At 67.5% G+C, this 17,697-nt stretch carries 16 protein-coding genes and 1 tRNA gene; 14 read left to right on the forward strand and 3 right to left on the reverse strand.

What is annotated here, in order from left to right:
• Positions 1–68: 68 nt before the first annotated feature.
• The 3 genes from ACIBCK_RS26370 (at position 69) to ACIBCK_RS26380 (ending at position 3,326) form a co-directional block, all read left to right on the forward strand.
• Complete coding sequence (locus ACIBCK_RS26370) at positions 69–617, forward strand: TetR/AcrR family transcriptional regulator (RefSeq protein WP_399394611.1); 549 nt, start codon at positions 69–71, stop codon at positions 615–617.
• Positions 618–702: 85 nt separating this feature from the next.
• Positions 703–2,157, forward strand: coding sequence for a DHA2 family efflux MFS transporter permease subunit (locus ACIBCK_RS26375; protein ID WP_399394159.1), 1,455 nt, complete (start codon positions 703–705; stop codon positions 2,155–2,157).
• Positions 2,158–2,270: 113 nt separating this feature from the next.
• Positions 2,271–3,326 (forward strand): UDP-N-acetylmuramate dehydrogenase, encoded by a 1,056-nt coding sequence (locus tag ACIBCK_RS26380; RefSeq protein ID WP_399394161.1) that lies wholly within the window; start codon positions 2,271–2,273, stop codon positions 3,324–3,326.
• A 25-nt stretch (positions 3,327–3,351) separates the two neighbouring features.
• Here the strand turns inward: ACIBCK_RS26380 and ACIBCK_RS26385 are convergent, their stop codons facing one another.
• A complete protein-coding gene (locus tag ACIBCK_RS26385; RefSeq protein ID WP_399394162.1) occupies positions 3,352–3,984 on the reverse strand; it encodes an NAD(P)-dependent oxidoreductase in 633 nt (210 codons plus the stop codon).
• Between the two features lie 87 nt (positions 3,985–4,071).
• Between ACIBCK_RS26385 and ACIBCK_RS26390 the strand changes: the two genes are divergently transcribed.
• A complete protein-coding gene (locus tag ACIBCK_RS26390; RefSeq protein ID WP_399394163.1) occupies positions 4,072–4,671 on the forward strand; it encodes a TetR/AcrR family transcriptional regulator in 600 nt (199 codons plus the stop codon).
• Here the strand turns inward: ACIBCK_RS26390 and ACIBCK_RS26395 are convergent.
• Entirely contained in the window at positions 4,661–5,680 is a 1,020-nt protein-coding gene (locus tag ACIBCK_RS26395; RefSeq protein WP_399394164.1) for an adenosine deaminase, read from the reverse strand. The genes ACIBCK_RS26390 and ACIBCK_RS26395 overlap by 11 nt on opposite strands.
• 127 nt (positions 5,681–5,807) lie before the next feature.
• The gene (locus ACIBCK_RS26400) at positions 5,808–7,034 is read right to left on the reverse strand and encodes a pyridoxal phosphate-dependent aminotransferase (RefSeq protein WP_399394166.1); all 1,227 of its coding nucleotides are present in this window, start codon (positions 7,032–7,034) and stop codon (positions 5,808–5,810) included.
• 191 nt (positions 7,035–7,225) lie between these two features.
• Here ACIBCK_RS26400 and ACIBCK_RS26405 point away from each other — a divergent pair.
• The 10 genes from ACIBCK_RS26405 to rpoB all read left to right on the forward strand — a co-directional run bounded on the left by ACIBCK_RS26405 (position 7,226) and on the right by rpoB (position 17,642).
• Positions 7,226–7,298 (forward strand) — tRNA-Trp (locus tag ACIBCK_RS26405).
• Positions 7,299–7,409: 111 nt separating this feature from the next.
• Positions 7,410–7,694, forward strand: a complete 285-nt coding sequence (gene secE / locus ACIBCK_RS26410) for a preprotein translocase subunit SecE (RefSeq protein ID WP_399394167.1) — start codon at positions 7,410–7,412, stop codon at positions 7,692–7,694.
• A gap of 89 nt (positions 7,695–7,783) precedes the next feature.
• Complete coding sequence (gene nusG / locus ACIBCK_RS26415; RefSeq protein WP_399394169.1) at positions 7,784–8,755, forward strand: transcription termination/antitermination protein NusG; 972 nt, start codon at positions 7,784–7,786, stop codon at positions 8,753–8,755.
• A gap of 183 nt (positions 8,756–8,938) precedes the next feature.
• Entirely contained in the window at positions 8,939–9,373 is a 435-nt protein-coding gene (gene rplK, locus ACIBCK_RS26420) for a 50S ribosomal protein L11 (RefSeq protein ID WP_160506641.1), read from the forward strand.
• Positions 9,374–9,460: 87 nt separating this feature from the next.
• Complete coding sequence (gene rplA, locus ACIBCK_RS26425) at positions 9,461–10,183, forward strand: 50S ribosomal protein L1 (RefSeq protein ID WP_351170386.1); 723 nt, start codon at positions 9,461–9,463, stop codon at positions 10,181–10,183.
• Between the two features lie 152 nt (positions 10,184–10,335).
• On the forward strand, positions 10,336–11,229 hold the full coding sequence (locus tag ACIBCK_RS26430) for a hypothetical protein (protein WP_399394171.1): 894 nt from the start codon (positions 10,336–10,338) through the stop codon (positions 11,227–11,229).
• Between the two features lie 65 nt (positions 11,230–11,294).
• Positions 11,295–12,281 carry a hypothetical protein gene (locus ACIBCK_RS26435; protein WP_399394173.1) on the forward strand — a complete coding sequence of 329 codons (987 nt, stop codon included), beginning with the start codon at positions 11,295–11,297 and terminating at the stop codon, positions 12,279–12,281.
• Between the two features lie 261 nt (positions 12,282–12,542).
• Positions 12,543–13,073 carry a 50S ribosomal protein L10 gene (rplJ, locus tag ACIBCK_RS26440; RefSeq protein WP_367044292.1) on the forward strand — a complete coding sequence of 177 codons (531 nt, stop codon included), beginning with the start codon at positions 12,543–12,545 and terminating at the stop codon, positions 13,071–13,073.
• A gap of 113 nt (positions 13,074–13,186) precedes the next feature.
• Complete coding sequence (gene rplL, locus ACIBCK_RS26445; RefSeq protein WP_160506646.1) at positions 13,187–13,567, forward strand: 50S ribosomal protein L7/L12; 381 nt, start codon at positions 13,187–13,189, stop codon at positions 13,565–13,567.
• Positions 13,568–14,156: 589 nt separating this feature from the next.
• Positions 14,157–17,642, forward strand: a complete 3,486-nt coding sequence (gene rpoB / locus ACIBCK_RS26450; RefSeq protein WP_399394175.1) for a DNA-directed RNA polymerase subunit beta — start codon at positions 14,157–14,159, stop codon at positions 17,640–17,642.
• Positions 17,643–17,697 lie beyond the last annotated feature (55 nt).

The raw sequence follows: 17,697 nt of genomic DNA on the forward strand, positions 1-17,697 counted from the left end.
CCGTGGCTCGTCGTCACGACCGCTTGACCAAGGTAGTGATTAGCCACTAACTTAATCACATGGTCAGGATGAGCGCAGAGGAGCGACGCGAGAGCGTCATCCGCGCGGCGATGATCGAGTTCGCCCGCGGTGGCTACAACGGCACGTCCACCGAGGTGATCGCCAAGCGCGTGGGTGTCTCGCAGCCGTACCTCTTCCGCCTCTTCCCGAGCAAGCAGGCGATCTTCCTTGCCGCATCCGGACGTTGCTGCCAGGAGGTCACCGAGGTGTTCCGCAAGGCGGCGCAGGGCCTCGAGGGGGAGGAGGCCCTACACGCCATGGGAGCGGCCTACCAGGCGCTCATCGCCGACGACCCGGACAAGCTGCTCATGCAGATGCAGATGTACGTCGCCGTGGCCTCCGCGGAGGCGTCCGGCGACCGGGAGTTCGGCGAGGCGCTACGGGCCTCATGGATGGAGATGTACGACACGGTCCGCCTCGCACTGGGGGCGGACGTCAACGAGACGACCCAGTTCCTCGCGTACGGGATGCTCGTGAACGTCCTGGTGTCCATGGGGTTCAGTCCGGAGCACCGGGTGTGGACCGGCTTCTACGAGTCGGTGCAGCCCAAGGGGTAGGACGCGCACTCCGGCGCGCGTCAGGGGGGTGCGTACCTTTGCGCCCACAAAAGTTAGTCATCAATAACTAACCACAGGGGAAGCAATGTCACAGCAGGAGCAGCGACAGCGGAAACCAGCGCGGCGCGGGGAAGCGGCCTGGGCCCTCGCCATCACCAGCGTCGCCGGATTCATGGCGGCCCTCGACAACCTCGTCGTCACCACCGCCCTGCCCGCCATCCGCGCGGACTTCGGGGGAGCGCTGCACGACCTCGAATGGACGGTGAGCGCCTACACGCTCACCTTCGCCGTGCTGCTGATGTTCGGCGCGGCCCTGGGCGACCGCTTCGGGCGCCGCAAGCTTTTCATCGTCGGCCTCGCCATCTTCACCGGAGCCTCCGGCGCCGCGGCACTCGCGCCCGGCATCGAGGCGCTCATCGCGGCCCGCGCGGTCCAGGGCGTCGGCGCCGCGATCATGATGCCCCTGACGCTGACCCTCCTGACGGCGGCCGTGCCGGTGGCCAAGCGCGGGATGGTGTACGGGATCTGGGGCGCCGTCAACGGCCTCGCGGTGGCCAGTGGCCCGCTCATCGGCGGCAGCCTCACCGAACACGTGTCCTGGCAGTGGATCTTCTGGCTGAACGTGCCGCTCGGCCTCGCGGTGCTGCCGTTGGCCCGGCTGCGGCTCTCCGAGTCGTACGGCACGGGAGCGCCGCTCGACATCACCGGAACACTGCTCGCCAGCGGCGGCCTCTTCGGCATCGTGTACGCGCTCATCCGCGGCAACATCGACGGCTGGACGAGCGCGACCGTCCTCATCGGCCTGATAGGCGGCGGCGTGCTCCTGGCCCTCTTTGTGCGCCACGGCATCCGCAGCGAGAACCCGATGCTGCCGATGCGGCTCTTCCGGAACCGTGCGTTCTCCGCGATCAACGCCGCGAGCCTGCTGATGTTCGTCGGGATGTTCGGCTCGATCTTCCTGCTCGCCCAGTTCCTGCAGACCGTCGTCGGCTACTCGCCCACCGAGGCGGGCCTGCGGATGCTCCCCTGGACCGGCATGCCGATGATCGTCGCCCCCATCGCGGGCTATCTCTCGGACCGGATCGGCGGTCGTCCCGTCGTGACCGCTGGCCTCGCGCTCCAGGCCATCGGTCTCGCCTGGTTCGCGGCCGTCCTGGAGCCCGATGTGTCGTACGCCGCCCAGTTGCCCGCCCTGATCATCAGCGGGGTCGGCATGGCGCTGTACTTCGCCCCCGCCGCGAACCTGGTGATGTCCAGCGTCCGCCACTCCGAGCAGGGCATCGCGTCCGGCGCCAACAACGCCCTGCGCGAGGTCGGCGGCGCCCTCGGCATCGCAATCCTCGCCGCGGTGTTCTCCGCCCAGGGCGGCTACGGGCCCGCCCAGCACTTCGTGGACGGCCTCGGGCCCGCCCTGTGGGTCGGCGCCGCGATGGTCGGCGTGGGCGCGGTGGCCGCCGCGCTGCTCCCCGGGCGGGCCGCGACCGGCAAGCAGGCGGGCGCGGTGCCCGCCGCCGAAGAGCGCACCCCGGCCGGAGTCTGAACCGCTTCCGCCCGTCTCGCCCGGCCCCACGGTCCGTGGGCCCGCCCGACTCGCCCGCCCCCGGTCCGTGGCCCCGCCAGAGCGGCGGGGCCACGGACCGTACCCTTGGGCACGTGCAGGAACTCCACGATGCCCCCCTCGCCCCGCTGACCACCTTCCGGCTCGGCGGTCCCGCGGCCCGCCTGATCACCGCGACGACCGACGCCGAGGTGATCGCCGCCGTCCGCGAAGCCGACGACTCCGGGACCCCGCTGCTGCTCATCGGCGGTGGCTCGAACCTGGTCATCGGCGACAAGGGATTCGACGGCACCGCTCTGCGCATCGCCACGAAGGGCTTCGAACTCGACGGCACGAAGCTCGAGTTGGCCGCCGGTGAGGTGTGGACCGACGCGGTGGCCCGCGTCGTGGAGGCCGGCCTCGCGGGCATCGAGTGCCTGGCGGGCATCCCGGGCTCCGCGGGCGCGACGCCGATCCAGAACGTGGGGGCGTACGGCCAGGAGGTCTCGTCGACCATCACCGAAGTGGTCGCGTACGACAGGAAGACCCACGAGACGGTCACCGTCACGAACGCCGAGTGCGACTTCTCGTACCGCCACAGCCGGTTCAAGGCCGAACCCGACCGCTTCGTGGTGCTGCGTGTCCGCTTCGCCCTGGAGGACGCCCAGGGGATGAGCGCCCCCCTCAAGTACCCGGAGACGGCCCGCACCCTCGGCGTCGAAGCGGGCGACCGGGTCCCCGCGGCCGTCGCCCGTGAGACCGTCCTGAAGCTGCGCGCGGGCAAGGGCATGGTGCTCGACCCCGAGGATCACGACAGCTGGTCGGCCGGGTCCTTCTTCACCAACCCCATCCTCACCGAGGAGGAGTTCGCCGCGTTCCACGCGCGCGTGGTGGACCGTCTCGGCCCGGACGTGGCACCCCCCGCCTTCCCGACGGAGGACGGCCGCGTGAAGACCTCCGCCGCCTGGCTCATCGACAAGGCGGGCTTCACCAAGGGCTACGGAGAGGGCCCGGCCCGCATCTCCACCAAGCACACGCTCGCCCTGACCAACCGCGGCAACGCGACCACGGAGGACCTGCTGGCCCTGGCCCGTGAGGTCGTCGCCGGAGTGCGGGACGCCTTCGGGGTCACGCTGGTCAACGAGCCGGTGACGGTCGGCGTCAGCCTCTGAGCCCCCCCCCGCCGGCGGTGCGCGGCTAGTAGGCCACGCCCACGCCCTGCTTCACCGTCGCCAGGTCGTCGACCGCCGCCAGCATCGCGTGCGCCACGTCGGCCCTGCCGATGAACCGCCCGCTGGTCGGCGTGCCCCCGACAACCCGGCGGTAGACGCCCGTGGCCGGCTTGTCCTGCAGCCTCGGTGGGCGCACGGACGTCCAGTCCGTCGCGCTGCTCGCCAGCGCGGCCTCCATGGCCCGCAGATCGTCGTACACCGGCTTCAGGATCTTGCTGACCAGGGCGCCCATGATCCGGTCGACCACCGGCTGGGCCTCGGCCGGCGGGCCCACCGGCGCCGCGCTCACCACCACCAGCCTGCGCACGCCCTCGGCCTCCATGGCGTGCAGCACCGAACGCGTGAGCTCCGCCGCGATCCCCGCGTCCGACCTCTTGCGCGGCCCGAGCCCCGACAGGACCGCGTCCCGTCCGGTCACCGCCGCCCGCAGGGACTCCGAATCGGTCAGGTCGGCCCGGAACACTTCAAGGCCCCCGCCCGTCGCCCTCAGCCGTGCGGGATCACGTACGACTGCCGTCACCTCGTGGCCCGCCGCCAGCGCCTGCCGGACGATCTCCCCGCCGACACCACCGGTCGCACCGAACACCGTGAGCTTCATCGCGCACCCTCCCCAGGTGGGTAAGTATTCACTTACCCCTAGGGTGAGTATGCACTCACCCGTACGTCAAGGTTGGTTGGACGGCACATGCAGCAGAAGCCCACCCGGGCCCGCATTCTCGACGCGGCGCACGACCTCATGCTCACCATCGGCCTCGCCCGTGCCACCACCAAGGAGATCGCCAAAGCGGCCGGCTGCTCCGAAGCGGCCCTCTATAAGCACTTCGCGAGCAAGGAGGAGCTGTTCGTGGCCGTCCTCCAGGAGCGGCTGCCCCGGCTCGGCCCGCTCCTACGCCGCCTCGCCGAGGACCCGGGGGAGCGCTCCGTGGAGGAGAACCTCGCCGAGATCGCCCGCCTGGCCAGTCTTTTCTACGCCCAGAGCTTCCCGATCGCCGCGTCCCTGTACGCCGAGCCCAAGCTCAAGCGCCGTCACGAGGACTCCATGCAGGAGATGGGCACGGGCCCGCACATGCCCATCGAGGCACTCGACGCCTACCTCCGTATCGAACGCGACGCCGGCCGGATCGCCCCCGGAGCCGACACCTTCGCGGCCGCCTCGCTCCTCCTGGGCGCCTGCGCCCAGCGTGCCTTCGCCTACGACTCCACGGTCGGCAAGCAACCCCCGCAGCCCGTGGAGGAGTTCGCGGCCGCCCTCGCCCGCACCCTCCTCGCGGGCATCAGCCGCTGAGCCACTCCTCGATCCCCGAAAGCAGCTTCTCCTGTACGTCGACGGGGGCGGCCGAGCCGCGCACCGACTGCCGGGCGAGCTCGGCCAGTTCGCTGTCGTCGAAGGCATGGTGCTTGCGCGCGATCTCGTACTGCGCGGCCAGCCGCGACCCGAAGAGCAGCGGATCGTCCGCCCCAAGGGCCATCGGCACCCCGGCGTCGTACAAGGTGCGCAGCGGCACGTCCTCGGGCTTCTCGTAGACACCGAGAGCCACGTTCGACGCCGGACAGACCTCGCAGGTCACGCCACGATCGGCGAGCCGCTTCAGGAGCCGCGGGTCCTCCGCCGCCCGCACCCCGTGCCCGATCCGTCCCGCGTGTAGGTCGTCCAGGCAGTCCCGCACGGAGGCGGGCCCGCTGAGCTCACCGCCGTGCGGCGCCGCGAGCAGGCCGCCGTCCCGTGCGATCGCGAAGGCCCGGTCGAAGTCCCGTGCGAAGCCCCGGCGCTCGTCGTTCGAGAGCCCGAAGCCGACGATGCCGCGATCGGCGTACCGCACCGAGAGCCGGGCCAGCGTGCGGGCGTCCAGAGGGTGCTTCATGCGGTTCGCCGCGACGAGGACGCGCATTCCGAGGCCGGTGTCCCGCGAGGCGCTCTCGACGGCGTCCAGGATGATTTCCAGGGCCGGGATCAGCCCGCCGAGCCGGGGCGCGTACGACGTCGGGTCGACCTGGATCTCCAGCCACCCCGACCCGTCCCGCAGATCCTCCTCCGCGGCCTCCCGCACCAGGCGCTGGATGTCCTCGGGCTCCCGCAGGCAGGACCGCGCCATATCATAGAGCCGCTGGAAGCGGAACCACCCGCGTTCATCGGTCGCCCGCAGCTGCGGAGGCTCACCGCCGGTCAGCGCCGGGGGCAGCCGCACCCCGTACTTGTCGGCGAGCTCCAGCAGGGTCGTGGGCCGCATCGACCCGGTGAAGTGCAGATGCAGATGGGCCTTCGGCAGCTCTCTTACGTCACGTACGCGCTCCATTCAAGGATCTTGCCGTACGTACGTGGCGTCCCGGTAGCCACTTTCCCCCTTCGTGCCCATCCCCGAACGAAGAAACGGACCGCCTCCCCGGGGAGGGGAGACGGCCCGCACGTACAAAAAGGCAGGGTCAGTCGCGCGCCTCGGCCAGCAGCTTCTGGATCCGCGAGACACCCTCGACGAGGTCCTCGTCACCCAGGGCGTACGAAAGGCGGAGGTAGCCCGGCGTTCCGAAGGCCTCGCCCGGGACGACCGCGACCTCGGCCTCCTCCAGGATCAGCGCGGCCAGCTCCACGGAGTCCTGCGGGCGCTTGCCGCGGATCTCCTTGCCGATGAGGCCCTTCACCGAGGGGTAGACGTAGAAGGCGCCCTCGGGCTCGGGGCAGAGCACGCCGTCGATGTCGTTCAGCATCCGCACGATGGTCCTGCGGCGCCGGTCGAAGGCCTCGCGCATCGTGTCGACGGCCGTCAGGTCGCCGGAGACGGCCGCGATGGCCGCCACCTGCGCGACGTTGGAGACGTTCGAGGTGGCGTGCGACTGGAGGTTCGTCGCGGCCTTCACGACGTCCTTCGGGCCGACGATCCAGCCCACGCGCCAGCCGGTCATCGCGTACGTCTTGGCGACGCCGTTGACCACGATGCACTTGTCGCGCAGCTCGGGCAGGATCGCGGGGAGCGAGGTGAACTTCGCGTCTCCGTAGACGAGGTGTTCGTAGATCTCGTCGGTCATGACCCACAGACCGTGCTCGACGGCCCAGCGGCCGATCGCCTCGGCGTCCGCCTCGCTGTAGACGGCGCCCGTCGGGTTGGACGGTGACACGAAGAGGACGACCTTCGTGCGCTCCGTGCGCGCGGCCTCCAGCTGCTCCACCGAGACGCGGTAGCCCGTGGTCTCGTCGGCGACGACATCGACGGGCACGCCGCCCGCGAGACGGATCGACTCCGGATACGTCGTCCAGTAGGGAGCCGGGACGATGACCTCGTCCCCCGGGTCGAGGATCGCGGCGAACGCCTGGTAGATCGCCTGCTTGCCGCCGTTGGTCACCAGGACCTGCGAGGCGTCGACCTCGTACCCGGAGTCGCGCAGCGTCTTCGCGGCGATCGCGGCCTTGAGCTCGGGGAGCCCGCCGGCCGGGGTGTAGCGGTGGTACTTCGGGTTCTTGCAGGCCTCGACAGCGGCTTCGACGATGTAGTCGGGCGTCGGGAAGTCGGGCTCACCCGCACCGAAACCGATCACCGGCCGCCCGGCGGCCTTGAGGGCCTTCGCCTTGGCGTCGACAGCGAGGGTCGCGGACTCGGAGATCGCGCCGACGCGGGCGGACACCCTGCGCTCGGTGGGAGAAGTGGAAGCGCTCATCGCCCCATCGTTCCAGACCTGAAACGCCCCCGGCACGCGGCTTTCGCTGTTTGCCGACGGCCGCCGGATCCGTTTCTGTTCGACGGGGCGCCGCAGAGCACGTACACTCACTGCTCGTTGGCCCTCACCGGCCGCACCTTCTCCTCGCACTCTGTGCACCCGGGCGGATGCGGTAGGTTGGGGGAAATCAAAGGGTCGTAGCTCAATTGGTAGAGCACTGGTCTCCAAAACCAGCGGTTGGGGGTTCAAGTCCCTCCGGCCCTGCTACACACTCCTCTCACCAGGATGTGTGCGCACATGTACGTACTGCATTGCACCGCCGTGCGGCTCATACCGGGCGCGGCACGGCCACGACCCGGAATCAGGTGAGGACGAGTGACGGACGCCGTGGGCTCCATCGACATGCCTGATGCCCAGGACGAGGCGCCGGATTCGAAGAAGGCCCGCAAGGGCGGCAAGCGCGGCAAGAAGGGCCCCTTCGGCCGTCTCGCGCTCTTCTACCGCCAGATCGTCGCGGAACTCCGCAAGGTCGTCTGGCCGACTCGCAGTCAGCTCACGACGTATACCACCGTGGTGATCGTCTTCGTCATCATCATGATCGGCCTCGTGACCGTGATTGACTATGGGTTCAACCAGGCCGTCAAGTACGTCTTCGGCTGAGCCGATGGCACAGCCGAGAGCGAAGGGCGCCGTACCCGGCGCCCGTTTCGCGCGTTCCACCCCTCTGTATCCAGGAAGAAGCAGCCACCGTGTCTGACCCGAACCTGAACGACGCCGTTGAGCCGCGCGTGGATTCCGCGGAGTCCGTGGAGGACCAGCTCGACATCGTCGAGGCGGCGGACGCCGAGGACCCGGACCAGGCCGAGGCTGCCGACGCCGCCGCTGGCACTCCCGCCGAGGAGTCGGCGCTGCACGTCGAGACCGACACCGAGTCTGCCGACGACGCCGAGGCGGGCGAGGAAGCCGCCGCCGAGTCCGACGAGGACGACACCGAGGGCGACACCGAAGAGGCCGCCGAGTCCGCTGAGGCCGACGAGTCCGCTGAGTCCGCTGAGGCCGACGAGTCCGCTGAGTCCGCTGAGGACGAGGAGGAGGCCGAGCCGGTCGACCCGATCGCGGCCCTGCGCGACGAGCTCCGCACCCTTCCCGGCGAGTGGTACGTCATCCACACCTACGCGGGTTACGAGAACCGCGTGAAGACCAACCTCGAGCAGCGTGCCGTCTCGCTGAACGTCGAGGACTTCATCTTCCAGGCCGAGGTGCCGCAGGAAGAGGTCGCGCAGATCAAGAACGGCGAGCGCAAGACCATCCGTCAGAACAAGCTCCCCGGATACGTCCTGGTGCGCATGGACCTGACGAACGAGTCCTGGGGCGTCGTCCGCAACACCCCCGGCGTCACCGGCTTCGTGGGCAACGCCTACGACCCGTACCCCCTGACCCTGGACGAGATCGTCAAGATGCTCGCCCCCGAGGCCGAGGAGAAGGCGGCCCGCGAGGCCGCCGAGGCCGAGGGCAAGCCGGCTCCGTCCCGCAAGGTCGAGGTCCAGGTCCTCGACTTCGAGGTCGGCGACTCGGTCACCGTCACCGACGGTCCGTTCGCGACGCTGCAGGCGACGATCAACGAGATCAACGCCGACTCGAAGAAGGTCAAGGGTCTCGTCGAGATCTTCGGCCGTGAGACCCCGGTCGAGCTCAGCTTCGACCAGATCCAGAAGAACTAGCCCTCGCGGCTTCCTGGCTTCCTCTGGAACATACGCCTCCGAACAGGTCAGACGGGCTCTCAAAGCCGGTCTGACCTGCTCGGTTTTTGGCCGCGTGACGATACCCGTTATCGTGGTGCGGTATGCCTCCATCCGGATGACTGGATGGTGGCTGGAAACTCTCACTAGGACCCGGAGAGAGCAATGCCTCCCAAGAAGAAGAAGGTCACGGGGCTTATCAAGCTCCAGATCCAGGCCGGCGCAGCCAACCCGGCCCCGCCGGTCGGCCCCGCGCTGGGCCAGCACGGCGTCAACATCATGGAGTTCTGCAAGGCCTACAACGCCGCGACCGAGTCGCAGCGTGGCTGGGTCATCCCGGTGGAGATCACGGTCTACGAAGACCGCTCCTTCACCTTCGTGACCAAGACTCCGCCGGCCGCCAAGATGATCCTCAAGGCCGCGGGTGTCGAGAAGGGCTCCGGCGAGCCGCACAAGACCAAGGTCGCCAAGATCACCGAGGCGCAGGTCCGCGAGATCGCCACCACCAAGATGGAAGACCTCAACGCCAACGACCTGGACGCCGCGTCGAAGATCATCGCCGGCACCGCCCGTTCCATGGGCATCACGGTCGAGGGCTAAGAGCTTTCCCCGTCTGACCTTTCTCAGTGGTAGGACCAAGCGCTGGTCCGCACCACGACTCCACACCTGAAACCACCAGGAGCAGAAGTGAAGCGCAGCAAGACTCTCCGCGCTGCGGACGCCAAGATCGACCGGGACAAGCTCTACGCCCCGCTCGAGGCCGTCCGTCTCGCCAAGGAGACCTCCTCGACCAAGTTCGACGGCACCGTCGAGGTCGCCTTCCGCCTGGGTGTAGACCCGCGCAAGGCCGACCAGATGGTCCGTGGCACCGTGAACCTCCCGCACGGCACCGGCAAGACCGCCCGGGTCCTGGTCTTCGCGACCGGTGACCGTGCTGCGGCCGCGGAAGCCGCTGGGGCCGACATCGTCGGCGCCGACGAGCTCATCGACGAGGTCGCCAAGGGCCGCCTGGACTTCGACGCCGTCGTCGCCACCCCGGACCTCATGGGCAAGGTCGGCCGCCTCGGCCGCGTGCTCGGTCCGCGTGGTCTGATGCCGAACCCGAAGACCGGCACCGTGACCCCCGACGTCGTGAAGGCTGTCAACGACATCAAGGGCGGCAAGATCGAGTTCCGCGTCGACAAGCACTCGAACCTGCACTTCATCATCGGCAAGGTGTCCTTCGACGACACCAAGCTGGTGGAGAACTACGCCGCGGCGCTGGAGGAGATCCTCCGTCTGAAGCCGTCGGCCGCCAAGGGCCGCTACATCAAGAAGGCCGCGCTGGCCACCACGATGGGCCCCGGCATCCCGCTGGACAGCAACCGCACCCGCAACCTCCTCACCGAGGAGGACCCGGCCGCCGTCTGAATCTGACGGCAGCCGCGTCGCGTACGCGTTTGTGGACGGGCCCCGCAACCTTTCGAGGTGCGGGGCCCGTCCTCGTATACGTGCATGCCTCAGAGCTTTCGGGGGATTGCGCTAGCGTGCGGGATTCACACGAGTACAAGGGGTGGGATGTCATGAACAGCACGACCATGCGACGCGCAGGCCTGTCGATCGCGGTGGCCGCCGCGCTGACCGGGGTCGCGGCCTGTGGCTCCTCCGGCGGCGGCGACGGCGACGCGAAGGGCAAGAAGAAGGGCTCCGTCGCCCTCAGCCCGATCGCTGCCCTGCGCACCATCCAGGACAAGACCGACAGCGCCGACTCCGCCAAGATCGAGGGCAAGACGGTCATGGGCACCAAGATGTCGATGGACATGACGGGCTCCATGGAGTGGTCGGACGGCATCACCGGCAACATGACGGCCACTCTCACGGGCGGAACCCAGGCCGAGCAGATGGAACAGATCGGGCAGTCGAAGATCGACTACCGCTATCTGAAGAACGGGTTCTACGCGAACATGGGGGACAAGTTCGCGGAGCAGGCCGGCGGCGGCAAGCACTGGATCGAGTACGACTACGCCACCCTGGCCGAGATAAGTGGCGCTGCCGGTGACGCCTTCAAGGATCAGATGCAGAACACCACCCCGAACCAGTCGGTCAAGATGCTGCTCGCCTCGGGTGATGTGAAGCGTGTGGGCGAGGAGACCGTCCGCGGGACGAAGGCCACCCACTACTCCGGCACCGTCGACGCCGCCGACTTCACCGGCAAGAACGCCGACCTCGACGCCGAGCAGATGGCCGAGCTCAGGAAGCAGTTCAAGCAGGTCGGTCTGACCACGCAGACCATCGACATCTGGGTCGACGCCGACGACCTGCTGGTCAAGAAGGCCGAGAAGGGCAAGATGGCCGACGGGGACTTCTCGCAGACGGCCTACTACAGCGACTACGGCACCCCCGTGTCCGTGGAGAAGCCCCCGGCCTCGGACACGATGAGCTTCAAGGACCTCATGAACCAGCAGCCGCAGGCCTGACCTCGGACGTCGGGTATTCTCGCCGGACCGAATTGTGTCGATCATGTGTTCCTAGGGGTGGGGTCATGACTGTGAAGAGAACGGCGAGCGCTGCGCTCGCCACCGCGATGCTGTGTACCGGTGCGGTCGCCTGCGGCGGCTCCGACAAGGACGGCAAGGCGAACGGGACGGGCTCGGGGGAGACCCAGTCCCGCTCGCAGGTCACCGAGGTCATCACGGCGGCGTACGAGAAGACCTCGAAGGCCAAGTCGGCCAAGGTCGAGATGACGATGTCCGCGCCGAAGTCGATGGGCGGCTCCAGCGGCGACATGAAGATGTCCGGCGTCATGGGCTGGGACCCGACCGTCATGGATATGACGATGTCGGGCTCGGCGCTCACGGACGGCGACCCGGAGGCACCGGAGAAGGTCCGGATGCTCTGGCTCGACAACGTCATGTACATGGACATGGGGGCTGTCGCCGCCAAGGACATGGACGGCAAGCAGTGGGTCAAGATGGACCTGAACACCATCGCGGAGCAGGTCGGTGACGAGAAGGCCGCCAAGCAGCTGACCGGCGGCCTGGACAGCATGAACCAGGACCCGGCGCAGCAGCTCGCCATGCTCCTGGACTCGCCGAACCTGAAGCACGTCGGTCCCGCGAAGGTCGACGGCGTCCAGACGCAGCGCTACAAGGGCCGTCTCTCCGTCAAGGAGATGATGGAGTCCAACAAGGGCCTCGACGAGATGCTCGGCAAGAGCGAGCGCGAGCAGCTCCTCAAGAACATCGAGAAGTCGGGCATCAAGGGGTACGACACCGAGGTCTGGGTGAACGAGGACGACTACCCCGTCCGCATGGACATCGACATCAAGAGCCCCGAGGGCACGATGAAGTCGTCCCAGAAGTTCTCGGAGTACGGCGCGGCCGCCAAGGTGACCCCGCCGCCGGCCGGTGAGACCTTCGACCTGATGGAGATGTTCAAGGAGCTCGAGGGCTTGGGGAAGCCGGACGCCGACGGTGCCGACAGCTCCGGTGTCTCCGACAGCGCCGGTAGCTCCAACAGCGGCATCTGAGCCGATTTGCTTGACGCGAACCCGTTCGCGTACTCTTCCACAGAAGCCAAAGACCGCTGGTCGTTGCCGTGTGCTCGTTAGAGGACGCGGTGGCCGAAGGATCCGTTGAAATTGCGGACGACCCGCGCAGGTGGATGTGGAAGTGCTCCCGGACGGGATTCCGTCGGGTCGAGCTCACGCCCCATGCGCCTGCGCTGGGGCGTTTTGTTTTGTCAGCCCCTTTTGAGCGGTCCTCATCACCCGGAAGGAGGCTGACGCTCTATGCCGACGCCCGACAAGGCTGCCGCGGTAGCCGAGCTCACGGACAAGTTCCGCAGCTCGAACGCCGCCGTGCTGACCGAGTACCGGGGTCTCACCGTGGCCCAGCTCAAGCAGCTGCGCCGTTCGCTCGGTGAGAACTCCGAGTACGCCGTGGTGAAGAACACGCTGACCAAGATCGCGGCCAATGAGGCCGGGATCAACCAGCTGGACGACCTGTTCGCGGGTCCGACCGCTGTTGCCTTCGTCACCGGTGACCCGGTGGAGTCGGCGAAGGGTCTTCGTGACTTCGCCAAGGACAACCCCAACCTCGTCATCAAGGGCGGTGTCCTTGACGGCAAGGCGCTGTCCGCCGACGAGATCAAGAAGCTCGCGGACCTCGAGTCCCGCGAGGTTCTGCTCGCCAAGCTGGCGGGCGCCATGAAGGGCAAGCAGACGCAGACTGCGCAGCTCTTCCAGGCGCTTCCCTCGAAGTTCGTCCGCACCGCGGAAGCGCTTCGCGCCAAGAAGGCCGAGCAGGGCGGTGCCGAGTAATTCGGCTCGCGCATTGATCGCCGCCCGTTAGGGCGACGGTCGCAGCGGGCCAAACGTACGCCCGCCTTCATGTACACCCGGCACCAGCCGAATTAGTGGAAGGATCGCCCATCATGGCGAAGCTCAGCCAGGAAGACCTGCTTGCCCAGTTCGAGGAGCTCACCCTCATCGAGCTCTCCGAGTTCGTGAAGGCCTTCGAGGAGAAGTTCGACGTCACCGCCGCCGCGGCCGTCGCCGCTGCCCCGGCCGGCCCGGCCGCCGCCGCCGAGGTTGCCGAGGAGCAGGACGAGTTCGACGTCATCCTCACCGGCGCCGGCGAGAAGAAGATCCAGGTCATCAAGGTCGTGCGCGAGCTCACCTCCCTGGGTCTCAAGGAGGCCAAGGACCTCGTCGACGGCACCCCGAAGCCGGTCCTCGAGAAGGTCGCCAAGGAGGCCGCCGAGAAGGCTGCCGAGTCCCTCAAGGCCGCCGGCGCCTCGGTCGAGGTCAAGTAACACCTCGCGAGTCGTCTGCCACGCGCCTGAGGGCGTGTAGGTGGCAGGTCTTTTCAGCGCTGCTCAGGCAGCGCGCGCCAAGGGCGATCACCCATCTGGGTGGTCGCCCTTCGGCGTTCTCCGGCGCACCCCTACGGCTGCCTTGCGAAGCCCGCCCCGACGAGTATGGTGATCTTCGTCGTGCCTCGGAACGGCCGTGACGGTGACGAACTGAGAGCCAAGTCGGGGCAGGGGGGCCTTGACGAACCGCACGCAGCGCGCAATTCTCAGGACGCGTCGTCACAACGATCCGCATCCGAGGCATGGATCGACGGCGAAGAGGGCAGTATCGATGTGCATCGAGGGCGTGGCTTGCAGCAGGGGTTGAGAACAACGAGGGTCTTCAAAAACCCGCACTGGACATCAGTGGGCCTAGTGGCTACACTGACCCTTTGCGCTGCCTGTTAGCTGCCTCCTGCCCGTCACCAGGGGCATGCCCATGCTTGAGCACAGTGGACTGGACTTTCCCTGACCTGGGATTTTCCGGCCCTGCGTCCAACCTGGGACCGGTACGCGCGTAGTGAGTCCGAGCCCTCGGAAGGACCCCCTCTTGGCCGCCTCGCGCACTGCCTCGACCGCGAATACGAACAACGGCGCAAGCACCGCCCCGCTGCGCATCTCCTTTGCAAAGATCAGGGAGCCCCTCGAGGTTCCGAACCTTCTTGCGCTGCAGACCGAGAGCTTTGACTGGCTGCTCGGGAATGAAGCCTGGAAGGGTCGTGTCGAGGCGGCTCTCGACAGTGGACAGGACGTCCCCACCAAGTCCGGTCTGGAAGAGATCTTCGAGGAGATCTCTCCGATCGAGGACTTCTCCGGGTCGATGTCCTTGACGTTCCGCGACCACCGTTTTGAGCCCCCGAAGAACTCCATCGACGAGTGCAAGGAGCGCGACTTCACGTTCGCCGCCCCGCTCTTCGTCACCGCCGAGTTCACCAACAACGAGACCGGCGAGATCAAGTCCCAGACGGTCTTCATGGGCGATTTCCCGCTCATGACGAACAAGGGCACCTTCGTCATCAACGGCACCGAGCGTGTCGTCGTGTCGCAGCTGGTCCGTTCGCCGGGTGTCTACTTCGATTCCTCGATCGACAAGACGTCCGACAAGGACATCTTCTCCGCCAAGATCATCCCGTCCCGGGGTGCCTGGCTGGAGATGGAGATCGACAAGCGCGACATGGTCGGTGTGCGCATCGACCGCAAGCGCAAGCAGTCGGTCACCGTTCTTCTCAAGGCTCTCGGTTGGACGACCGAGCAGATCCTCGAGGAGTTCGGCGAGTACGAGTCCATGCGCGCCACCCTGGAGAAGGACCACACCCAGGGCCAGGACGACGCGCTGCTCGACATCTACCGCAAGCTTCGTCCGGGCGAGCCGCCGACGCGTGAGGCTGCTCAGACGCTGCTTGAGAACCTCTACTTCAACCCCAAGCGCTACGACCTCGCGAAGGTCGGCCGCTACAAGGTCAACAAGAAGCTGGGTGCGGACGCTCCGCTCGACGCGGGCATCCTCACGGTCGAGGACATCATCGCCTCGATCAAGTACCTGGTGAAGCTGCACGCCGGTGAGGTCGAGACCGTTGGTGACAGCGGTACGTCGATCGTCGTCGAGACCGACGACATCGACCACTTCGGCAACCGTCGTCTGCGTAACGTCGGCGAGCTCATCCAGAACCAGGTCCGCACGGGTCTGGCTCGTATGGAGCGCGTCGTGCGTGAGCGCATGACGACCCAGGACGTCGAGGCGATCACGCCGCAGACCCTGATCAACATTCGCCCGGTCGTGGCGTCGATCAAGGAATTCTTCGGCACGTCGCAGCTGTCGCAGTTCATGGACCAGAACAACCCGCTGTCGGGTCTCACCCACAAGCGCCGTCTGTCGGCGCTTGGCCCGGGTGGTCTCTCCCGTGAGCGGGCCGGCTTCGAGGTCCGTGACGTGCACCCGTCTCACTACGGCCGCATGTGCCCGATTGAGACTCCCGAAGGCCCGAACATCGGTCTGATCGGTTCGCTCGCCTCGTACGGCCGCGTCAACGCGTTCGGCTTCGTCGAGACGCCGTACCGCAAGGTCGTCGAGGGCGTCGTCACCGACGACGTCGACTACCTCACGGCCGATGAAGAAGACCGCTTCGTGATCGCCCAGGCCAACGCCGTGCTGGGTGAGGACATGCGCTTCACCGAGTCGCGCGTCCTCGTCCGCCGTCGTGGCGGCGAGATCGACTACATCCCCGGCGACGACGTCGACTACATGGACGTCTCGCCGCGCCAGATGGTGTCGGTCGCGACCGCGATGATCCCGTTCCTGGAGCACGACGACGCCAACCGTGCCCTCATGGGCGCGAACATGATGCGTCAGGCCGTGCCGCTGATCACCGCCGAGGCTCCCCTCGTCGGCACCGGCATGGAGTACCGCTGTGCGGTCGACGCCGGTGACGTGATCAAGGCCGAGAAGGCCGGTGTGGTCCAGGAGGTCTCCGCGGACTACGTCACCGTCACGAACGACGACGGCACGTACACCACGTACCGCATCGCCAAGTTCTCCCGGTCGAACCAGGGCACCTCGGTCAACCAGAAGGTTGTCGTCGACGAGGGCGCCCGCGTGATCGAGGGCCAGGTTCTGGCCGACGGTCCCGCGACCGAAGAGGGCGAGATGGCCCTCGGCAAGAACCTGCTCGTGGCGTTCATGCCTTGGGAAGGTCACAACTACGAGGACGCGATCATCCTGTCGCAGCGCCTCGTACAGGACGACGTCCTCTCCTCGATTCACATCGAGGAGCACGAGGTCGACGCCCGTGACACCAAGCTGGGCCCGGAGGAGATCACCCGGGACATCCCGAACGTCTCCGAAGAGGTCCTCGCTGACCTCGACGAGCGCGGCATCATCCGTATCGGTGCCGAGGTCGTCGCCGGCGACATCCTCGTCGGCAAGGTCACGCCCAAGGGTGAGACCGAGCTGACGCCGGAGGAGCGCCTGCTCCGCGCGATCTTCGGTGAGAAGGCGCGCGAGGTGCGCGACACCTCGCTGAAGGTGCCGCACGGTGAGATCGGCAAGGTCATCGGCGTACGCGTCTTCGACCGTGAAGAGGGCGACGAGCTGCCGCCGGGCGTGAACCAGCTGGTTCGTGTCTACGTGGCGCAGAAGCGCAAGATCACGGACGGTGACAAGCTCGCCGGTCGTCACGGCAACAAGGGCGTCATCTCCAAGATCCTTCCGATCGAGGACATGCCCTTCCTCGAGGACGGCACGCCCGTCGACATCATCCTCAACCCGCTGGGTGTCCCGTCCCGAATGAACCCGGGTCAGGTCCTGGAGATCCACCTCGGCTGGCTCGCCAGCCAGGGCTGGGACGTCTCCGGTCTCAGCGAGGAGTGGGCGCAGAGCCTGCAGCGCATCGGCGCCGACCAGGTCGCCCCGCGGACGAACGTCGCGACCCCGGTCTTCGACGGCGCCCGCGAGGACGAGCTGACCGGCCTCCTCGAGCACACCGTCCCGAACCGCGACGGCGACCGCATGGTCCTGCCGTCCGGCAAGGCGCGGCTGTTCGACGGTCGCTCCGGCGAGCCGTTCCCGGACCCGATCTCGATCGGGTACATGTACATCCTCAAGCTGCACCACCTGGTCGACGACAAGCTCCACGCTCGCTCGACCGGTCCGTACTCCATGATCACCCAGCAGCCGCTGGGTGGTAAGGCTCAGTTCGGTGGTCAGCGCTTCGGTGAGATGGAGGTGTGGGCGCTCGAGGCTTATGGCGCCGCTTACGCCCTCCAGGAGCTGCTGACGATCAAGTCCGACGACGTGACCGGCCGCGTGAAGGTCTACGAGGCCATCGTCAAGGGCGAGAACATCCCCGAGCCCGGCATTCCCGAGTCCTTCAAGGTGCTCATCAAGGAAATGCAGTCGCTCTGCCTCAACGTGGAGGTGCTGTCCTCGGACGGCATGTCCATCGAGATGCGCGACACCGACGAGGACGTCTTCCGCGCGGCGGAGGAGCTCGGTATCGACCTGTCCCGGCGCGAGCCGAGCAGCGTCGAAGAGGTCTGACGGGTTGGCCGGCCGGACCTCGTGTCCGGCCGGCTCTCCCCGGACCCGTTCAGAC

Origin of the sequence: Streptomyces sp. NPDC051218, from assembly GCF_044455475.1 — a bacterium.
Classification (GTDB): Bacteria; Actinomycetota; Actinomycetes; order Streptomycetales; family Streptomycetaceae; genus Streptomyces.